The sequence below is a fragment of the Nocardioides ochotonae genome (assembly GCF_011420305.2).
GTDB lineage: Bacteria > Actinomycetota > Actinomycetes > Propionibacteriales > Nocardioidaceae > Nocardioides > Nocardioides ochotonae.
On sequence record NZ_CP061769.1, the window covers coordinates 1,958,898 to 1,975,835 of the forward strand.

Below are 16,938 nucleotides of genomic sequence, written 5' to 3' on the forward strand. Positions count from 1 at the left end.
GCACCCGGCCCGGGACAATGGCCCCGTGAGCGACGTCGACCCCACCCTGCGCCCGGACTGCGGCGCCTGCGTGGGCCTGTGCTGCGTGGCGCTGCCGTTCGGACGCTCGCGCGACTTCGCCTTCGACAAGGCGGCGGGCGAGGCGTGTCGCCACCTGACCCCGGCCGACGGCTGCGGCATCCACGCCGAGCTCCGCGAGCGGGGGATGATCGGGTGCACCGTCTACGGCTGCCACGGCGCGGGGCAGCAGGTGACCCAGGTGGTGTACGCCGGGCGCTCGTGGCGCGAGGGCGAGCCGGTGGCGGGGGAGATGTTCGCGGTCTTCGCGGTGGTCCGCGCCCTGCACGAGATGCTCGTGCTGCTCACCGACGCCGTGCGCTGGGCGCCGGCCGGGCACCGCGAGCTCGTCACCCTGCGGGACCGGCTGCGGGCCGCGAGCGGCGGTACGCCGGCGCAGGTGCTCGACGTCGAGGTCGACGCGTACCGCGCGGCGGTCGGGGACCTGCTGCGGCGGCTCAGCGCGGAGGTCCGCGGGGGCGAGGGCGCGGCGCTCGCCGGCGCCGACCTGGTGGGCCGCGACCTGCGCGGCACCGACCTGCAAGCGGCGGACCTGCGTGGCGCGCTGCTGGTCGCGGCGAGGCTGAGCGGGAGCGACCTGAGCCGGGCCGATCTGCTGGGCGCCGACCTGCGCGATGCCCGCCTCGACGGTGCCGATCTCTCCGGAGCGTTCCTGCTCACCCAGCCGCAGGTCGACGCAGCCCGCGGCGACGAGCGGACCCGCCTGCCCGACGGGCTGACACGTCCGGGGCACTGGACGCCCCGCGCCGGCGGCGCGCACTGAGGTCAGCCGATCCGCTCGGGGCCCGCATCAGGAGGGGCATCGGGGCTCGTGTCGGGTGTGGCGGTGTGGTCGGGATGGCCGGGCGTGCGCCGGTCCTCCTTCATCTGCGCCTCGTAGAGGTGCCGGCGACCGTCGACCAGGGCGTCGCGCGCCTCCTGCTCGAGCGCCTTGAACGCGGAGTAGTAGGTGTCGTCGTAGGCCTCGACGACCTGGAAGGTCCAGCGGCCGTCGATGACGTTGCGCCCGACCAGCTCGCGCTCGACCCGGTCGGCGATCTCGTCGTGACCGGCGTCGCGCAGCCGTGCCACCGCCTCGCCCATCGTGAGGTCGGCGGTGCCGCTGAGGCGGTGGAAGGCGTAGAGGTGGCCGCGGGCGACCTCCACGCACTCGAGCGCCTCGGACAGCTTGCCCAGCGCCGCCACGGTGTCGTCGCCGACACCGGGCGGCCGCTGGTGGGCGCGGTCCGGCCCGGGCATGTCAGCCCAGCACTGCCTGGGCGTCGACGGCGCCGTGGCGCGACTCGATCGCGTCGGTCAGCCGGGTGATCTCCTCCTCGGTGACCGTCACGCCGGCGGCGAGGAAGCCGCGCTGCAGCTCCTCGTGCACGGTGCCCTCGGTCGCGCCGTCCTGCCAGGAGGTGACCCGGTCGACGACGTTCTGCACGGCCTCGATCTCTTCGCTGCTTCGCTGCTCAGTCATGGCCGGGCAGTACCCACCGTCTCCGGGCGTACGCTCGCGAGCATGGACCTCGGCATCCACTACGCCCGCTTCGACCACCCGGGCTGGGACACCCGGCTCGTCGAGCGCGTGGGCGAGACCGCGCGGGTGGCCGACGAGGGCGGCGTGGCGCTGATGAGCGTGATGGACCACTGGTTCCAGATGGAGGACCTCGGCGGGCCGCCGTCGCCGATGCTCGAGGGCTACACGACGCTCGGCTACCTGGCCGCGGTGACCCGCCGGCTCCGGCTCGGGCTGCTGGTCACCGGGGTCACCTACCGGGCCCCGGGGCTGCTGGCCAAGACCGTCACCACCCTCGACGTGCTCTCCGGTGGCCGTGCGGTGCTCGGGATCGGCGCCGCGTGGTACGAGCGCGAGCACGACGGCCTCGGAGTCGCCTTCCCGCCCACCGCCGAGCGGTTCGAGCGGCTGGAGGAGACGCTGCAGATCTGTCGGCAGATGTGGAGCGAGGACGACGGCCCCTACCGCGGCCGGCACTACCGGCTCGCCGAGACCGTCTGCGTGCCGCCGCCGGTGCGCGGCCGGGTGCCGGTGCTGATCGGTGGCAGCGGTGAGCGCAAGACGCTGCGCCTGGTCGCGGCGTACGCCGACGCGTGCAACCTGTTCGCCTTCGAGCCCGAGGAGATGAAGCACAAGCTCGACGTGCTGCGCCGCCACTGCGACGACCTCGGCCGCGACTACGACGAGATCGAGAAGACGGTGCTGGTCGCGCTCGACCCGGTCGGCGACCGGGACGGGTTCCTGGCGCTGGTGGAGCAGTACGCCGCGCTCGGGATCGACCTGGTGACGGTGATGCCGACCGCCGAGGACCCCGTCGCCTGGACCACCGCGCTGGTGGACGATGTGGTGCCGCGGCTGCGCGCGCTCTGAGCGGCGCTGGCCGGCCGCGATGGTCGGGATGCTGCTGGTGAGCGCGTGCTCCGCCGGTGGTGGCGGCGGTGGCGCTTCCCCGCGGGGTGCCGCGGAGGAGCCGATCCCAGCCGCACCCGTGGTGGCGACCTGGCCCGCCGCGGCGGGCCAGGTGCTCGAGCTGGCGGTCAGCGACGGGCGCCCGGCGCGGGCGCTGCTCTCGGTGCCCGCGCTCGGCATCGCCGACCTCGCCGTGGTGCCCTACCGCGGGGTCACCGACGATGCGCCGGGCACCGCGATCCAGGACGGCGGCGTGGCCGCGAGCCCGCACGGCCCCGGCGGTGGCACCGGTCCGGGCGGGGTCGGCAACTTCCAGGTCACCGCGCACCGGGTCTCCTCGACGCGGGCCTTCGAGCACCTCCCGTCGCTGGGCCACGGGTCGCGGGTGCTCGTCGACGTGGGGGAGACCCGCTACGTCTACGAGGTGCGCGCCACCCGGCGTACGTCGTTCCGATCGGCGCAGTCGCTGCGCGAGCAGCGTGCCGCGGTCCCGGGCCGCCCGGGTGCCACCCCGCGGCGAGCGATGCTGACCCTGTCGACCTGTGCGACCCCCGAGGACCATGCCGCCGGCAACTGGTGGTCCGACGAGCACGGCAACCCCGAGCACCGCATCGACAAGGTCGCGGTGCTGGTCGAGGTCGAGGTGGGGGAACGCGCCGAGAACCGGCTGTAACGCGGGGTTGTCGTCGCTTCACACGCGGCGTACGACGGAGGAAGCGTCCACAGGCCTGCGGAAGTCGGCGGCTCAGGAGTAGTCCGCGAACAGCCGCCGGGCCGCGCCGTCGACGCTCATCACCCCGCCGTACGGCACGATCCACTGCGGCCGGGTGTGTCCGAAGGGCGGGCCGACCACGACCACCGCGTCGCGGTGGTAGCGCCCGACCAGCTCGATCGCGACGTCGCGCTGCTCCTCGCGCGCGGCCAGGCGCTCCGCGGACGACGGGCGCCGGGTGAAGTCGGAGGTCGGCGGGCGGGCGACGACCACCGCGTCGACGGCCTCGAGGATCCCGCGCTCACCGAGGCTGCGCAGGATCCAGCCGAACTCGGTGGCCGGCATCAGCTCCTCGGAGGTCTCCAGGAGCAGCACGCCGCCGGCGACCACCGCCGGGTCGGCCGCGAACCGTCCGGCGGTCAGGATCCACTGGAGGACGTCGAGGCAGCCGCCCCAGGTGCGCCCGGTGACCGCGCGGGCGGGACCTGCCCAGGTCCACGGCTCGGTCGACTCGCGGTCGCCGTACTCGTGCAGCGCGCGGGGATCTGCCCAGTCCCGACCGAAGTCCTCCGACTCGCCGGGCTCGGTGATCTCGAGGCGCTCACCGGTGAGGAGGGCGGCGCGCAGGGACTGCCCGTGGACGGCGTCGATGCCGGGGCCGGCCCCGAGGTGGACCTGCGTGGAGCCGCCGTAGAAGCCGGGGACGCCATGGCCCCACAGCCAGTTCAAGATGTTGGTGTTGTCGCTGTAGCCGAGGAACGGCTTGGGGTCGCGGGTCACCAGGGCGGCGTCCAGGTGGGGGACCACGGTGATCTGGTCCTCACCGCCCACCGTGGCCAGCACCGCGCGGATCTCGGGATCGCCGAACGCCGCGTTGAGGTCGGCGGCGCGCGCCTCGGCCGACGCACCCAGCTGGCGGGTGGTCGGGTACTCGACCGGCACCAGTCCCGTCAGGGTCGTCAGTCGGGCCAGCGCCTGCTCGTGCACGGCGGGTGCCACCGCCGGCGCCGCGAACGAGGGGGAGAGGACGGCGACCTTGTCGCCCGGCCTGGCCTTGGGGACGGCGAGGAGCTCCATGGGAGCTGACCCTAGGGGAGGCGCCAGCAGGAGGGACACGGAAGGGTGGCGCCATCTGATACCACCCCGGTATCATCGGGTCATGGCCATGACTCTCCGCCCCACCGAGGACCAGCAGGCGCGCATCGCCAAGGCGGCCGAGATCGAGGGCAAGTCCATGCACCAGTTCATCCTCGACGCTGCCCTGGACGCTGCCGCGCGACGGGAGCGGCGCCGCGACGAGCTGCTCGCCCAGATCATCGCCGAGGACGCCGGAGCCCTGGATCGCCTGGCCCACGCGTGAGCGCTGCCCAGTCCGTGGTCTACCTGACCATGGACGACCTGTACGCCGTCGTCGAGGCCATCACGGCCGGCCAGGCCGGCGCCGTGCGCGACCACGGGCTGCTCGCCTCGGCGGCGGCGCGCCCCGCGACGTCGATCTACGGCGAGGAGCCCTATCCCGACCTGTCCACCAAGGCGGCGGCGCTGCTGCACTCGCTGGTGACCTCCCACCCGCTGGTCGACGGCAACAAGCGGCTGGCCCTGGTGGCCACCCGGTTGTTCTACGCCCTCAACGACGTCTCGATCGTCGCGACCGAGGACGAGAAGGTGGAGCTGATCTTGGCGGTGGAGGACGGCACGCTGCGCGAGGTGGACAAGATCGGCGCGACGCTGCGCCGGTGGGAGACGCGCTCGCCGGGGCAGGACCCGCACTAGCCTGCTGCGGTGGGGCAGAGCGAGACTGCGACCGGGCGCCTGAGCGAGCAGCAGTCCGACCTCCTCGCCGGGTGGCTGCCGGGCTGGCGCCTGGTGCGCGACCTCGGCTGGGGGCTGGTCGGCACCACCGTCCTGCAGGTCGAGCATGACGGCGGGCAGTACGTCGTCAAGGCCGGCGACGCCGCCGACCACCACCTGGCCCGCGAGCTGCGCGCCCACCGCGAGTGGCTCGCGCCGTGGACCTCCCGCGGTCGCGCGCCGGTGCTGGTGCGCGGGGACGAGGCGGCCAAGCTGCTCGTGACCCGGTACCTGCCCGGGGAGCTGGTGCAGGGGAACCCCGCCGAGAGCGACCCGGACACCTACGAGCAGGCCGGCTGGCTGCTGCGGCTGCTCCACGACCAGCTGGGCGTCGTGGACGACGGCTTCGAGGCCCGTGAGCGTGACAAGGCGCTGGCCTGGCTGGCCCGCCCGCACCGCATCGAGCCCGACGCCGCGGCCACGCTGCACGAGATGGTGAGCGGCTGGCCGACGCCGCCGACGCGGCTGGTGCCGACCCATGGCGACTGGCACCCGCGCAACTGGCTGATCGACGGTGCGATCGTGCATGCGATCGATCTCGGCCGCGCCGACCTGCGCCCGGCGATGAGCGACCTGACCCGCCTGGCCGCCCAGCAGTTCCGCGTCCTACCGGGGGCCGAGGCGGCGTTCCTCGCCGGCTACGGCGCGGACCCCCGCGACGCCGGCGCCTGGTTCCGCACCCGGGTCCGCGAGGCCATCGGTACCGCCGTGTGGGCACACCAGGTCGGCGACGAGCCCTTCGAGGCCCAGGGCCACCGGATGATCGCGGAGCTGCTGGCCGAGGACGGACCCGACCCGGATAACAGACGCAACCGGAGGTAGCTCGCCGGACACCAGGACCCGCGAGCCCACACCGTCCCAGACGCGCAGCAACGACGACGGGCGCCGGGGGAGTGCGGTGCGCTCACCGCTCCTCGGCGACGTCCTCGCCGCTCGCCGCGTCGTACAGGTAGACCAGCTCGCCGGCGCGCGGGTCTCGCGCGTGCAGCAGGTGGTACGTCGTCGCGTCCGCCGGGCCGAGGTCGAGCAGTCCCGCACCGGCGCCGAGCACGCCGCGAACCAGGTGGGCCGGCGCGGTGGTGTCGATGCGCGTGACGACACCGGGCGCCACCCAGACCGGCGTACCGGCCAGGAAGCCAGTGACCGGGTGGTGCAGGTGGCCGGCGAGCACGGCCCGCACGTCGGTGCCGCGCACGACGTCGCGGAGGTCGGGGATGTCGCGGAGCACGACCTCGGCGAGCAGCGGCAAGGAGGCGATGTGGAACGGCGGGTGGTGCAGCACCAGTACGGTTCCCGCGGGTGCCGGGGTCGCGAGCAGCCCGGCCAGGGCGTCGAGCTGGTCGCCGTCGAGCGCGCCGTGTGCGTGGCCGGGGACGAGGGTGTCGAGCGTCGCGACCCGGAGCCCGTCGACGATGCTGTACGCCGCGTGCAGCGGCGATCCCGGGACGAGCGGCGTCCCGCGGTCCTCGCCGTCGGGGCCGAGATGACCGCTGCCGAGGACGGCGCCGAACGCGGAGCGGTCGTCGTGGTTGCCGGTGCAGTACACGTGGGGGATCCCGCGCGCTCGGGCGAAGGCGCCGACCTGCTCGCGCACCGCGCGGTAGCCGGTCTCGGAGCCGTCGTCGGCCACGTCTCCGCTGACCACGACGAGCTCGATCCCGGGCACGTGGCGCACGTCGTGCAGCACCCGCTCCAGCGCTGCGGCGGCGTCGACGCCGTCCATGTCGACGCCCGTGGCGGTGGCGTGGGTGTCGGACAGGTGCAGGATCCGGGTCACGGGGTCCCTCCGGTCGTCGTACGCGGGTGGGCCCAGCATGGCCCCGGGCGCTCGTGCGGTCGAGACTCCCTGCCACCGCGCTCGGGATCGCTGATATCGTCGTGATATCACTTCTCGGGCGAGGCGCCCGACATACTCCAAGGAGAGCTGCCCGTGAGCGCTGCGTCGCCCGCTGTCGTCCCGACACCCTCGGTCCGTGTCGACATCCAGGAGAAGCGTGGCTTCGCGGTCGGGGGCTGGCCGGTCCTCGGCGCCGTGCTCGTGGGCCTCCTGGCCTCGGTGGCCCTCGTCGTGCTGGGGATTCGTGCGGGGGAGAGCGACAGCGTCGGCGTCGCGGTGACCCTGTTCGCGCTCGGGGTCGTGCTCGCCGCCGCCGGTTTCGTGGCCCTCACCGGCTTCAGCGTGATCCAGCCGGGGGAGACCCGGGTGGTGACGTTCTTCGGCGCCTACATCGGCACCGTCCGGCGTACCGGCCTGTCCTGGACGGTGCCGCTCACCGGACGCCGCCAGGTGCCGGTGCGGGTACAGAACTTCGAGACCCAGACCCTTAAGGTCAACGAGAAGACCGGCTCGCCGGTCGAGGTCTCGGCGATCGTCGTGTGGCAGGTCGCGGACACCGCGAAGGCGGCGTTCGCGGTGGACCAGTACAACGCGTTCATCACCACGCAGGCGGAGGCCGCACTGCGCCACGTCGTCGCGACGCACCCCTACGACGCGCAGGCGCAGGCGGCCGCGACCGACCAGACCGAGGCGGAGGTCGAGCGGTCCCCGCACGTGATCACCCTGCGCGAGAACGGCGCCGAGGTCGCCGACGAGCTGGTCGTGGAGCTCAACGAGCGCATCCACATCGCCGGCCTCGAGGTGCTCGAGGTGCGGCTGTCCAACCTCTCCTACGCCGCGGAGATCGCCGGCGCGATGCTCCAGCGCCAGCAGGCCCAGGCGGTCCTCGACGCCCGCCAGGTGATGGTCACCGGCGCCGTCGGCATGGTGACCGACGCGCTGACGGCGCTGGAGAAGAGCGGCGGCATTGACCTGGACCCCGAGCGCCGGGCCGCGATGACCTCCAACCTGATGACCGTGCTGGTCGGCGGGGGATCGGCGACCCCGGTCCTCAACGTCGGCTCGCTGTACTCCTGAGCGCGACGGCCGAGGACTCGACGTGCCCCGCGGAGTGCCCGGCCGGCCGGAGCGGAAGCAGATCCCGCTCCGGCTGAACCCGCAGGTCGCGGACGCCGTACGCCGCTGGGCCAACGACGAGCTGCGCTCGGTCAACGCCCAGATCGAGAAGATCCTGCACGACGCGCTCCTGCGCGCCGGTCGGCTGCCCGGTGAGGATCCGGACGAGCGGGCGGGTGGGTGATCGGTGGTTTCGCCGGTCGCGCCGTATGTCGTTTGGTCCCCAACGACAACGTTTCGGGGGGTACAGGTGTCGTTCGTGACCAATCGTGCTCGAAGTACGCCGAGATAACAGACGCATCCGAGCACTGATCCATGCACCTCGCCAGGCCGGCTCTCCGGTCCACCGTCCCGCAGCAACGGGAGGGGACTGGGGGTGGGCGCGGCTACCGTGCGGCGGGTGACGTGCACCGAACGGCGATGCTCCCTGTGGACGGCTGCGCGGACGGCGGCGCAGGCCGCCGGCCCGGGGCGTGCCCGGCAGGTGAGCTGGGTCGTGGGGGAGATCCACCGGGCCAAGGAGCTGCACGGAGACGACACCTCGGAGTGTGACGCGTGGCTGGCCGAGGACCGGGCGCGGACCTACCTCTCCCTCGCGGCCGCAGGCGCGCTGCGCAGCCGGGGGAGCGGCGCGCATCCCTCGACCGAGGCCTCCATGCGGGTGCGGTCCTCGGTCCTGCGCGAGCTGAGCGCCGTGGCGGGTCTGGAGGGTGCGGTCCCCGTCGTCGGGACGGCGCCCGAACGCGGCTGGACCGACGGCGTCGCGCGTCGTGCGTTCCTGACCTGGCTACGCAACGACACCAGTGAGTCCGGCGCTCGGACCTGGGCGGCCGCGGCACTCGCCTCCGCGGGCCTGTGGGTGGGGGAGATCGCCTCGCTCACCGACCGCAGCGTGTCGCCCGACGGCCAGGTCGCGGACCTGATCCGGAACCCGCCGGGCCCCGGCGCGCCGTACGTCCTCCCGCTCACGCTGCCCGGGCCCGCCCTCGAGGCGGTGCGTGCGTGGCTCGCGGTCCGCGAGCAGGTCGTGGCCTCGGAGCGGGTGCGGGCCCTGTTCGTGACGCTGCGCCCGGGCACCCGCAACGGAAGCGTCTATGCACGCGGCCTGCCCCTGAGCTCGCGCAGCCTGAACCGCACCCACGCCGCCGCGGCCCGCACCTGGCTGCACACCGGGGCGTCGCCGGCCGCGGGACTTCGCGCGGCGGACCTGTCGCTGGGACGGCTGGCGTACTCACCCGAGACGATCCCGGCGTGAGGCTCAGGTCTCGGGCAGCTCGGGCGTCGCCTCGGCGGTCGACAGCTCGACGAGGTGGGCGCGTACGCCGTCGAGGAAGGCGGCGCCCAGGGGAGTGAGTGACAGCTCCTTGCGCTTGGCCCCGGTGCGCGGGGCGTCGACACCGATGCTCGCCAGCAGCCCGGAGTCCTCGAGCCGCTTGAGGGTCCGATACAGGCCGCGCTCCGTGAGCTGCCACCCCGTGCTTGCGGCGATGTGACGGGCGATGTCGGCGACGCCGGCGGGACCGTGGGCGGACACGACGTTCAGGACGACCGGGGTGAGCATCGACTTCTTGTAGGTCTCGACCCACGACTCGATCCGCGAGGTGACCCATTCCTGGTCCTCGGAGGGACGGGAAGCCGCCACGGTCAGCGGTCCCAGCCTCGCCCCAGCACGGAACCGACGAGGTGGACGAGCAGCCCGCAGCCCCACGCCGCGCTCATCACCAAGGTGGCGCCGAACCACGGCGTCGCCAGCAGCTCCTGCGCAGCGACCTCGAACCCGCCGTCGGTGGCACCGAGTTGCAGCGTGCGGATCACGGCGTGGGCGTTGAACGACGTCGTGACCATGACGAAGGCGAGGGAGTGTGCGACCACGAACCCGAAGCGGACATGGGCCAGCTCGCGGTGGTGGCGCAGCAGCCAGGCGGCGATGCCGACGCCCAGCACCGCGGTGAGTACGCCGGCGAGCACCGTGATCTCGCCGCCGGCCAGCGCGATGACGGCCTGCAGGACCACCGCCGCCGCGAGCAGCCCGAGCGCGTACGGCAGCAGCAGCGCGCGGGCGTTGGTGGAGGGTGGGGCCAAGGTGGGTGTGCTCATCTGGGCACCGTACCAATGGAACAGTGCCGATGGTAGAGGGAAGTGCCGCCGCTGGCGCCGCAACTGGTTCTCGGACGATCAGACAGGTGGTGCGTCGGTCACCGCGTGGTGGTCACGTGCATGCTGGCGCAGACGCCAGCGAGCCACTCGAAGTCGGCGGGATTGATGAAGACCCGGGTCTCAGGGTGGTCGGGGATTGCGTGGAGGTTGTTCGCCGGGGCGTCGGCGTCGTGAGTAACAGCGCCGAACAGGGCGTAGGCGAACTGGCTGCTGTACTGCTTGGAGACCCACGCGCAGCCGTCGTACCCGGCCTTCCAGGCCTCGTGTGCCCACGCCACCGTCTGGGAGTAGGTGGTGGGTGGTGTGTCGGTGAGGTCGGCGGCGGTGAGGTCGAACCGGCGGGCGTCTGGCATGGGTGGGCGCCGGGGGTTCGGTCGAGCCGAGGGGAGGCCGCTGAAACCATAACCTGACATAATGTCAGTTATCGGCGATATGCGCTGAGGTCTCGGAAGGGGCTGCCGGGCCGCCGCGATGACGGCGTGATCACCGACGGAGACCCCGTCAGCGAACCCGAACCAGTGCCACGATTGGTCACGAACCACACCCGAGTCCCCCGAAATGTTGTCGTTGGGGACCAAACGTGAGGTTATGTCGCCCTCAACCCGCCGCAGCGCCGAGGAACACGCGCAACGCGGAGACGAACGACTCGGGCTGCTCGGAGTGCACCCAGTGCCCGGCGCCCTTGATCGTCGCCAGCCGGGTGCGCGGGAACAGCGTGCGCATGGCGTCCTCGTGCTCGGGCCGGACGTACGGCGACTTCTCGCCGGCCAGCCACAGCACCGGGTGGTCGAAGGTGGCGTCCGCCTCGGGCCAGCCGCCGATCTCGGGCAGGTCGCGGCGCAGCAGCTCGAGGTTGGCCTGCCAGCGGAACCCCTCGCTGGTCGAGCGCAGGTTCTGCAGCAGGAAGCCGCGCACCCGCTCGTCGGCGATCGGCTCGGCGAGCCGCTCGTCGGCGTCGCCGCGGCGCTCGAGGGTGGACAGATCGAGGCCGGCGAGGCTGTCGAGCAGGTGCTCGAACTCCCCCGTGCTCCCGTTCGCGACCGGCGAGATGTCCACGACGACGAGGCGGTCCACCAGGTCCGGGTGGCGCAGCGCGAGCTGCATCGCGGTCTTGCCGCCCATCGAGTGCCCGACCAGGTGCACCGGCCCATCGGCGGCGAAGCCGGCGCGCAGGTGCTCGGCGACCAGGTCGGCGGTCTCGGCGTACCCGAAGCCCTCGGTCCACGCCGAGCGCCCGTGGTTCGGCAGGTCCACCAGCAGCGAGCGCAGCTCCGGGCGCAGCGCCTTGGCGATCTGGGTGAAGTTGCGGCCCTGGCCGAACAGGCCGTGCAGGAAGACGACCCGGCTGCCGCTGTCGCCGACCTCGGTGCTGTGGATCGCGGTGCTGGTGGACGTCGCGGCGGTGCTCACCGGGCCAGCCTAGGGGTGTCGACCCGCCGCGACGACCGCCACCTCGTCCAGCACCAGCTCCTCGCCGGAGCCGCCTTCTCGGATCTGCTCGGCCAGCCGCTCGCCGACCACGGCGTCGTACGCCGCGCGTACCCGCGCCCGTCCCTCCGTCGACTGCGCCAGGTAGGTGCGCCCGACCACGCCGACTCCCCCGGCGACCCCTGTCCACAGTGCTGCCGGAGTGATCCGCCAGGGAAAGCGCAGTTCGCGCGCGGCGACGTCGACCAGCCCGGCCTCCACCAGCAGGCCCCCGAGGCCGTCGACCGAACGATCGAAGTCCAGTTCCGCCGGCAGTCGCTCCCCCGGCGCCGCCTGCGCCCCGCCGCGGCGCAGCACCTCATCGAGCAGCAGGGCGCTCGGACGCGGGCCGGAGGGCCAGATGGTTGCCGCGACGACCCGTGAGGCCACCCGCGCCAGCTCCCGTACGCCGGCGCGCGGGTCGCCCACCTGGTTGATCACGAACCCCGCCACGACCACGTCGTACGACGCGTCCGCGAACGGCAGTCGCGGCAGTCCGCCGAGCACCACCGGCCCGTCGAACACCGCGGCGCTGAGCGCGAGCAGGTCGGGGGCCGGGTCGACGGCGGTGACCAGCGCACCGCGCCGGACGGCCTCGGCGGCCACCGCACCGGTGCCCGAGCCGACGTCGAGCAGCCTCCGGCCGGCCAGCTCGCCCAGCTGGGCGGCGGCCGCGTCCAGCAGGCCCGGCACCCCGCCGTGGCACAGGGTCGCGAACGACGCGGCGTACGCGTCGGCGACGCCGGACCACCTACCCGCGCCGGTCTCGGTCGTGGTGCCGGTCTCCCCCGTCGTCTGCTGCATCGCGACATCGAAGCATCCGCACGGCCCCGACACGGGTCGAAGGTCCCGAGACACGCGGATCGTATATCCGATATCTTCCTCCCCATGAGTGCAGCCACCGTCGTCAAGGGCCCGAAGTTCGCGCTGGTCGTCCCCTCCACCAACACCTCGGTGGAGCGCGAGTACCACCACATCCGGCCGCGGGACCTGTCCTGGCACACCGGCCGGATCATGATCAAGGCTCCGGCCCTGGACTCCGCCGATGCGTTCGGCAAGTTCCGCGAGTGCCTCAACGAGGCCCTGCCCGACGCCCTCGAGGTCGTGATGACCTGCCGGCCCGACTACATCGTGATGGGGATGTCGGCGGAGACGTTCTGGGGCGGGGTGAAGGGCAACGCGGCGTTCGAGCAGCACGTCCGCGATCTCACCGGTCTCGAGGTCAGCACCGGTGCCACCGCCGCCGGCGAGGCGCTCGCCGCGTTCGGCGCCAAGCGGATCGGCGTGGTCACGCCGTACCAGCCGGTCGGCGACGAGCAGGTCGTGGCCTACTTCAGCGAGCTCGGCTTCGAGGTCGCCGCGATCAAGGGCCTGTGCTCCGCGTCGGCCACGTCGATCGCCGACGAGACCCCCGAGACCATCCGGGAGGCGTTCCTCGCCGTCGACGGTCCGGACGTCGACGCGCTGATCCAGTGCGGCACCAACCTCGAGGCGATCGCGGTCGCCGCGGAGCTCGAGAAGGAGCTGGGCAAGCCGGTCATCGCGATCAACGTCGCCACCATCTGGCACGCGCTGCGGGCCAACGGCATCGAGGACAAGATCGCCGGCCACGGCTCGCTGCTCGAGCTGCACTGATCGCAGCCCCGCACTGCCCCGACCACTCCCGCCCCATCGAAGGAGACATTCCCGTGTTCCAGCACATCGGCGTCCTGACGCTCACCGACGAGGCCACCGAGGCCGACCGCACCGCCATCGCCGACGGGCTGGCCTCGCTGCTCGGGCGCATCGACGGCCTGCGCTCGGCGCGGGTCGTCTTCGACGCGGGCATCAAGGAGGGCAACTCCGACGTCCTGTTCGTGATGGGCTTCGACTCCCGTGCGGACTGGGAGACCTACAGCACCCACCCCGCGCACGTGGAGGTCGTGAAGTCCGTCATCGGCCCGGTGCTCGCGAGCAAGACCTTCCTCCAGGTCGACGACGCCGAACCTGCCGCCGACGCCTTGGTCTGAGCCCCGCCGGTCGCCCGACGCGAGCCCCGGACGACACGGGGGCCGACCCGCCCGAGCGCGGGGGCGGCCGGTCACTAGACTCAGCGCGTTCCGACATCTGCCAAGGAGATCCTTGTGAGCACGCCCGTCCGCCGTACCGACGCCCCGACGACACCCGCCACGGTGGAGCCGACGACCTACGTCCCGGTCGAGCCGCTGCCGCCCGTTGTGGCCCCGCTCGGCTGGGTGATCGCGCTCTCGGGCTCGATCGCCCTGATGCTCTGCGCCTGGCTGATCTTCCCCAACGACCACGACGGGATGTACGACGGCTACCGCGCCAGCATCCTGGCCACGATCGCCCTGATGGCGATCCTCGCGCTGAAGGTCGACATCGCGCGGGTGCCGCTCCTCGCGGTGATCGGCCTCTGCGGCCTCGCCTCGCTCCTGGCGGGCATCTTCCAGGACTCGGCCACCGGCACGATGATCAGCGAGATCGGCGGCGGCATCACGATCCTGATCGGCGCGGCGATGATGGCCTCCTCCCCGAAGGACATCCGCTGAGCCTCGGCTGACGCTCGCGAACGGCCCCGCCCCTCACTCGAGGGGCGGGGCCGTTCGTCTTCTGCGGTGCGTTCCTCGGCCGCCAGGCCCGGGACCTGCTCAGGGCTCGACGAGCACCTTGATCGCGCGACGCTCGTCCATGGCGCGGTAGCCCTCGGCGACCTGCTCCAGCCCGACGGTCGCGTCGAAGACGCGCCCGGGGTCGATGCGCCCGGCCAGCACCAGGTCGAGCAGCTCGGGCAGGTAGCGGCGCACCGGCGCCATCCCGCCGCGTAGACCGACGTTCTTGGAGAACATCGTGCGCACCGGCAGCTCCACGCCGTGCGGGACGCCGACGAACCCGACCATCGAGCCGGGGCGGGCCACGCCGAACGCCGTCCGCATCGCCTCGTCGGTGCCCACGCACTCCAGCACCGCGTCGGCGCCGATGCCGTCGGTGAGCTCCTTGACGATCGCGCCGCCCTCCTTGCCCCGCTCGGCCACCACGTCGGTGGCGCCGAAGGCGCGGGCGATCTCCTGGCGCGGCGCGTGGCGCGACATCGCGATCACCCGCTCGGCACCCATCGTCGAGGCGGCCAGCACCCCGCACAGCCCGACCGCGCCGTCACCGACGACGACCACCGTGGACCCGGGTCGTACGCCGGCGCTCACCGCGGCGTGCCACCCGGTGGGCATCACGTCGCTCAGCGCCAGCAGCGAGGGCACCAGCGCGGGGTCGGGGGTGTCGCCGACCTTGACCAGGCTGCCGTCGGCCTGGGTGACCCGGGCGAGCTCGGCCTGACCGGACACGGTCATGCCGAGGTGGGTGCACACCGACTGGGCCCCGGCACGGCAGTGCGCGCAGGTGTTGTCGCAGTGGCAGAACGGCACCACCACGTAGTCGCCGACCCGGATGTCCCGCACATCGGCGCCGACCGCCTCGACCACCCCGATGCACTCGTGGCCGATCGTGGCCCCCGGGGTGATCGGGTTCTCCCCGCGGTAGGGCCACAGGTCGGAGCCGCAGATGCAGCCCGCGGTGACCCGGACGATGGCGTCGGTGGGCAGCTCGATGGTCGGGTCCGGGACGTCGCTGACGCGGATGTCGCGGGTTCCGTGGATCGTCGTGGCACGCATGCGTGCATCCTTGCACCCGGTCCCCGAGGGCTCTGGAGACCACGGCGCGGCGCGAATTGCCATATCTCACATGTGAGTTACCGTGGTTGGCATGAGTGAGGACTACAAGGGCCGTATCGGCAATCTGATCCGTGACGCCCGCAAGCACCGTGGTCTGACCCAGACCCAGCTCGCCGAGCTCCTGGCCACCAGCCAGAGCGCGATCAACCGGATCGAGAAGGGGCACCAGAACCTCTCCCTGGAGATGTTGGCCCGCATCGGCGCGGCCCTCGACTCCGAGATCGTCGCCGTCGGCGCCGGCCCGGTCCACCTGCGCGTGACCGGCCCCACGACCCTGTCGGGCACGATCGACGTCAAGACCTCCAAGAACGCCGGCGTCGCCCTGCTGTGCGCCTCGCTGCTCAACCGCGGGCGCACCGTGCTGCGCAAGGTCGCGCGCATCGAGGAGGTCAACCGGCTGCTCGAGGTGCTCAGCAGCCTCGGCGTGGCCACCCGCTGGCTCAATGACGACAACGACCTCGAGATCATCCCGCCGCGCGACCTGGACCTGAGCCGCATCGATGAGGCTGCGGCCCGCCGTACCCGCTCGGTGATCATGTTCCTCGGCCCGCTGCTGCACCGCGCCACCGACTTCGAGCTGCCGTACGCCGGCGGCTGCAACCTCGGCACCCGCACCGTCGAGCCGCACATGTCCGCGCTGCGCCCCTTCGGCCTCGAGGTCAAGGCCAGCGACGGCATGTACCACGCCCAGGTCAACCGCAACGTGGTCCCGCAGCGCCCGATCGTGCTCACCGAGCGTGGCGACACCGTCACCGAGAACGCGCTGATGGCCGCCGCGCTGCACCCCGGCACCACCGTCATCCGCAACGCCTCGTCGAACTACATGGTCCAGGACCTGTGCTTCTACCTCCAGCGCCTCGGGGTGGAGATCGAGGGCATCGGCACCACCACGCTGACCGTCACCGGCCGCGAGGTCATCGACGTCGACGTGGACTACGCCCCCTCCGAGGACCCGATCGAGGCGATGTCGCTGCTCGCCGCGGCAATCGTGACCCAGTCGGAGATCACCATCCAGCGGGTGCCGATCGAGTTCCTCGAGATCGAGCTGGCGCTGCTGGAGGAGATGGGGCTGCGCTACGAGAGCTCCCCGGAGTACGTCGCCCGCAACGGCCACACCCGGCTCATCGACATCACCACCAAGCCCTCGACGCTGCACGCGCCGCTGGACAAGATCCACCCGATGCCGTTCCCTGGCCTCAACATCGACAACCTGCCGTTCTTCGCGGTCATCGCCGCCGTGGCCGAGGGCCAGACGCTGCTGCACGACTGGGTCTATGAGAACCGCGCCATCTACCTCACCGACCTCAACAAGCTCGGCGGCAACGTCAAGCTGCTCGACCCGCACCGGGTGATGATCGAGGGCCCAACCTCCTTCACCGGAACCGAGCTGGTCTGCCCGCCGGCCCTGCGTCCGGCCGTGGTCATCCTGCTGGCGATGCTCGCCTCCAAGGGCACCTCGGTGCTGCGCAGCACCTACGTGATCCACCGGGGCTACGAGGACCTCGCCCAGCGGCTCAACCTGCTGGGCGCCCAGATCGAGTCGTTCCGCGACATCTGAGGATCTTTGAGGGGTCGCCGACCCCCA

At 72.6% G+C, this 16,938-nt stretch carries 23 protein-coding genes; 13 read left to right on the plus strand and 10 right to left on the minus strand.

The annotated features are described in order from the left end of the window. The first annotated feature begins 25 nt into the window (after positions 1-25). Complete coding sequence (locus HBO46_RS09455) at positions 26-841, plus strand: pentapeptide repeat-containing protein (RefSeq protein ID WP_166138502.1); 816 nt, start codon at positions 26-28, stop codon at positions 839-841. Positions 842-843: 2 nt separating this feature from the next. Here HBO46_RS09455 and HBO46_RS09460 read toward each other — a convergent pair whose 3' ends face one another. After that, on the minus strand, positions 844-1,317 hold the full coding sequence (locus HBO46_RS09460) for a hypothetical protein (protein ID WP_166138500.1): 474 nt from the start codon (positions 1,315-1,317) through the stop codon (positions 844-846). 1 nt (position 1,318) lies between these two features. Beyond that, entirely contained in the window at positions 1,319-1,540 is a 222-nt protein-coding gene (locus HBO46_RS09465) for a hypothetical protein (protein WP_166138497.1), read from the minus strand. A gap of 42 nt (positions 1,541-1,582) precedes the next feature. Between HBO46_RS09465 and HBO46_RS09470 the strand changes: the two genes are divergently transcribed. Both HBO46_RS09470 and HBO46_RS09475 read left to right on the plus strand, forming a co-directional pair. Continuing rightward, a complete protein-coding gene (locus HBO46_RS09470) occupies positions 1,583-2,449 on the plus strand; it encodes an LLM class F420-dependent oxidoreductase (protein ID WP_166138495.1) in 867 nt (288 codons plus the stop codon). Between the two features lie 28 nt (positions 2,450-2,477). Continuing rightward, entirely contained in the window at positions 2,478-3,161 is a 684-nt protein-coding gene (locus HBO46_RS09475; RefSeq protein WP_207950067.1) for a sortase domain-containing protein, read from the plus strand. A gap of 72 nt (positions 3,162-3,233) precedes the next feature. On the opposite strand, the gene HBO46_RS09480 is transcribed toward HBO46_RS09475, so the two are convergent. Next, positions 3,234-4,277, minus strand: coding sequence for a S66 family peptidase (locus HBO46_RS09480; RefSeq protein ID WP_166138490.1), 1,044 nt, complete (start codon positions 4,275-4,277; stop codon positions 3,234-3,236). An 82-nt stretch (positions 4,278-4,359) separates the two neighbouring features. On the opposite strand from HBO46_RS09480, the gene HBO46_RS09485 reads away from it, so the two are divergent. The 3 genes from HBO46_RS09485 to HBO46_RS09495 are packed head-to-tail and all read left to right on the plus strand — an operon-like array spanning position 4,360 to position 5,873. Then, the gene (locus HBO46_RS09485) at positions 4,360-4,560 is read left to right on the plus strand and encodes a type II toxin -antitoxin system TacA 1-like antitoxin (RefSeq protein ID WP_166138487.1); all 201 of its coding nucleotides are present in this window, start codon (positions 4,360-4,362) and stop codon (positions 4,558-4,560) included. Then, entirely contained in the window at positions 4,557-4,973 is a 417-nt protein-coding gene (locus HBO46_RS09490; RefSeq protein ID WP_224769466.1) for a type II toxin-antitoxin system death-on-curing family toxin, read from the plus strand. The genes HBO46_RS09485 and HBO46_RS09490 overlap by 4 nt, the downstream gene beginning before the upstream one ends. Before the next feature lie 9 nt (positions 4,974-4,982). Continuing rightward, on the plus strand, positions 4,983-5,873 hold the full coding sequence (locus HBO46_RS09495; protein ID WP_224769467.1) for an aminoglycoside phosphotransferase family protein: 891 nt from the start codon (positions 4,983-4,985) through the stop codon (positions 5,871-5,873). Positions 5,874-5,955: 82 nt separating this feature from the next. On the opposite strand, the gene HBO46_RS09500 is transcribed toward HBO46_RS09495, so the two are convergent. Continuing rightward, the gene (locus HBO46_RS09500) at positions 5,956-6,867 is read right to left on the minus strand and encodes a metallophosphoesterase (RefSeq protein WP_166138484.1); all 912 of its coding nucleotides are present in this window, start codon (positions 6,865-6,867) and stop codon (positions 5,956-5,958) included. Positions 6,868-6,981: 114 nt separating this feature from the next. On the opposite strand from HBO46_RS09500, the gene HBO46_RS09505 reads away from it, so the two are divergent. From HBO46_RS09505 to HBO46_RS09515, 3 genes are all read left to right on the plus strand, one after another. Beyond that, positions 6,982-7,965, plus strand: a complete 984-nt coding sequence (locus tag HBO46_RS09505; RefSeq protein ID WP_224769468.1) for an SPFH domain-containing protein — start codon at positions 6,982-6,984, stop codon at positions 7,963-7,965. Between the two features lie 22 nt (positions 7,966-7,987). Beyond that, complete coding sequence (locus HBO46_RS09510) at positions 7,988-8,188, plus strand: Arc family DNA-binding protein (protein WP_166138481.1); 201 nt, start codon at positions 7,988-7,990, stop codon at positions 8,186-8,188. A 216-nt stretch (positions 8,189-8,404) separates the two neighbouring features. Further along, complete coding sequence (locus tag HBO46_RS09515) at positions 8,405-9,259, plus strand: hypothetical protein (protein WP_166138478.1); 855 nt, start codon at positions 8,405-8,407, stop codon at positions 9,257-9,259. A 3-nt stretch (positions 9,260-9,262) separates the two neighbouring features. On the opposite strand, the gene HBO46_RS09520 is transcribed toward HBO46_RS09515, so the two are convergent. The 5 genes from HBO46_RS09520 to HBO46_RS09540 all read right to left on the minus strand — a co-directional run bounded on the left by HBO46_RS09520 (position 9,263) and on the right by HBO46_RS09540 (position 12,432). Continuing rightward, a complete protein-coding gene (locus HBO46_RS09520; RefSeq protein WP_224769469.1) occupies positions 9,263-9,646 on the minus strand; it encodes a PadR family transcriptional regulator in 384 nt (127 codons plus the stop codon). 2 nt (positions 9,647-9,648) lie between these two features. Beyond that, entirely contained in the window at positions 9,649-10,101 is a 453-nt protein-coding gene (locus HBO46_RS09525; protein ID WP_166138476.1) for a hypothetical protein, read from the minus strand. A gap of 98 nt (positions 10,102-10,199) precedes the next feature. Further along, the gene (locus HBO46_RS09530) at positions 10,200-10,514 is read right to left on the minus strand and encodes an RES domain-containing protein (protein ID WP_166138473.1); all 315 of its coding nucleotides are present in this window, start codon (positions 10,512-10,514) and stop codon (positions 10,200-10,202) included. 244 nt (positions 10,515-10,758) lie between these two features. Continuing rightward, entirely contained in the window at positions 10,759-11,571 is an 813-nt protein-coding gene (locus tag HBO46_RS09535) for an alpha/beta fold hydrolase (protein WP_166138471.1), read from the minus strand. Positions 11,572-11,580: 9 nt separating this feature from the next. Then, positions 11,581-12,432 (minus strand): class I SAM-dependent methyltransferase, encoded by an 852-nt coding sequence (locus HBO46_RS09540; RefSeq protein WP_166138468.1) that lies wholly within the window; start codon positions 12,430-12,432, stop codon positions 11,581-11,583. A gap of 84 nt (positions 12,433-12,516) precedes the next feature. On the opposite strand from HBO46_RS09540, the gene HBO46_RS09545 reads away from it, so the two are divergent. From HBO46_RS09545 to HBO46_RS09555, 3 genes are all read left to right on the plus strand, one after another. Next, positions 12,517-13,263: a maleate cis-trans isomerase family protein gene (locus tag HBO46_RS09545; RefSeq protein ID WP_166138466.1), complete on the plus strand. Its 747-nt coding sequence runs from the start codon at positions 12,517-12,519 to the stop codon at positions 13,261-13,263. 53 nt (positions 13,264-13,316) lie between these two features. Continuing rightward, positions 13,317-13,637, plus strand: a complete 321-nt coding sequence (locus HBO46_RS09550; RefSeq protein WP_166138463.1) for a Dabb family protein — start codon at positions 13,317-13,319, stop codon at positions 13,635-13,637. 114 nt (positions 13,638-13,751) lie between these two features. Next, positions 13,752-14,177, plus strand: coding sequence for a hypothetical protein (locus HBO46_RS09555; protein ID WP_166138462.1), 426 nt, complete (start codon positions 13,752-13,754; stop codon positions 14,175-14,177). 99 nt (positions 14,178-14,276) lie between these two features. Here the strand turns inward: HBO46_RS09555 and HBO46_RS09560 are convergent, their stop codons facing one another. Further along, a complete protein-coding gene (locus HBO46_RS09560) occupies positions 14,277-15,293 on the minus strand; it encodes a zinc-dependent alcohol dehydrogenase family protein (RefSeq protein WP_166138459.1) in 1,017 nt (338 codons plus the stop codon). A gap of 91 nt (positions 15,294-15,384) precedes the next feature. On the opposite strand from HBO46_RS09560, the gene HBO46_RS09565 reads away from it, so the two are divergent. Continuing rightward, complete coding sequence (locus HBO46_RS09565) at positions 15,385-16,911, plus strand: helix-turn-helix domain-containing protein (protein ID WP_166138457.1); 1,527 nt, start codon at positions 15,385-15,387, stop codon at positions 16,909-16,911. Positions 16,912-16,938 lie beyond the last annotated feature (27 nt).

Excerpts from the sequence above, each read along its gene's own strand:
- HBO46_RS09525 (WP_166138476.1), bottom strand. The coding sequence starts at position 10,101 with ATGAGCACACCCACCTTGGCCCCACCCTCCACCAACGCCCGCGCGCTG.
- HBO46_RS09470 (WP_166138495.1), top strand. The coding sequence starts at position 1,583 with ATGGACCTCGGCATCCACTACGCCCGCTTCGACCACCCGGGCTGGGAC.
- HBO46_RS09530 (WP_166138473.1), bottom strand. The coding sequence starts at position 10,514 with ATGCCAGACGCCCGCCGGTTCGACCTCACCGCCGCCGACCTCACCGAC.
- HBO46_RS09465 (WP_166138497.1), bottom strand. The coding sequence starts at position 1,540 with ATGACTGAGCAGCGAAGCAGCGAAGAGATCGAGGCCGTGCAGAACGTC.
- HBO46_RS09460 (WP_166138500.1), bottom strand. The coding sequence starts at position 1,317 with ATGCCCGGGCCGGACCGCGCCCACCAGCGGCCGCCCGGTGTCGGCGAC.
- HBO46_RS09500 (WP_166138484.1), bottom strand. The coding sequence starts at position 6,867 with ATGCTGGGCCCACCCGCGTACGACGACCGGAGGGACCCCGTGACCCGG.
- HBO46_RS09475 (WP_207950067.1), top strand. The coding sequence starts at position 2,478 with ATGCTGCTGGTGAGCGCGTGCTCCGCCGGTGGTGGCGGCGGTGGCGCT.
- HBO46_RS09540 (WP_166138468.1), bottom strand. The coding sequence starts at position 12,432 with ATGCAGCAGACGACGGGGGAGACCGGCACCACGACCGAGACCGGCGCG.
- HBO46_RS09545 (WP_166138466.1), top strand. The coding sequence starts at position 12,517 with ATGAGTGCAGCCACCGTCGTCAAGGGCCCGAAGTTCGCGCTGGTCGTC.
- HBO46_RS09485 (WP_166138487.1), top strand. The coding sequence starts at position 4,360 with ATGGCCATGACTCTCCGCCCCACCGAGGACCAGCAGGCGCGCATCGCC.
- HBO46_RS09560 (WP_166138459.1), bottom strand. The coding sequence starts at position 15,293 with ATGCGTGCCACGACGATCCACGGAACCCGCGACATCCGCGTCAGCGAC.
- HBO46_RS09480 (WP_166138490.1), bottom strand. The coding sequence starts at position 4,277 with ATGGAGCTCCTCGCCGTCCCCAAGGCCAGGCCGGGCGACAAGGTCGCC.
- HBO46_RS09565 (WP_166138457.1), top strand. The coding sequence starts at position 15,385 with ATGAGTGAGGACTACAAGGGCCGTATCGGCAATCTGATCCGTGACGCC.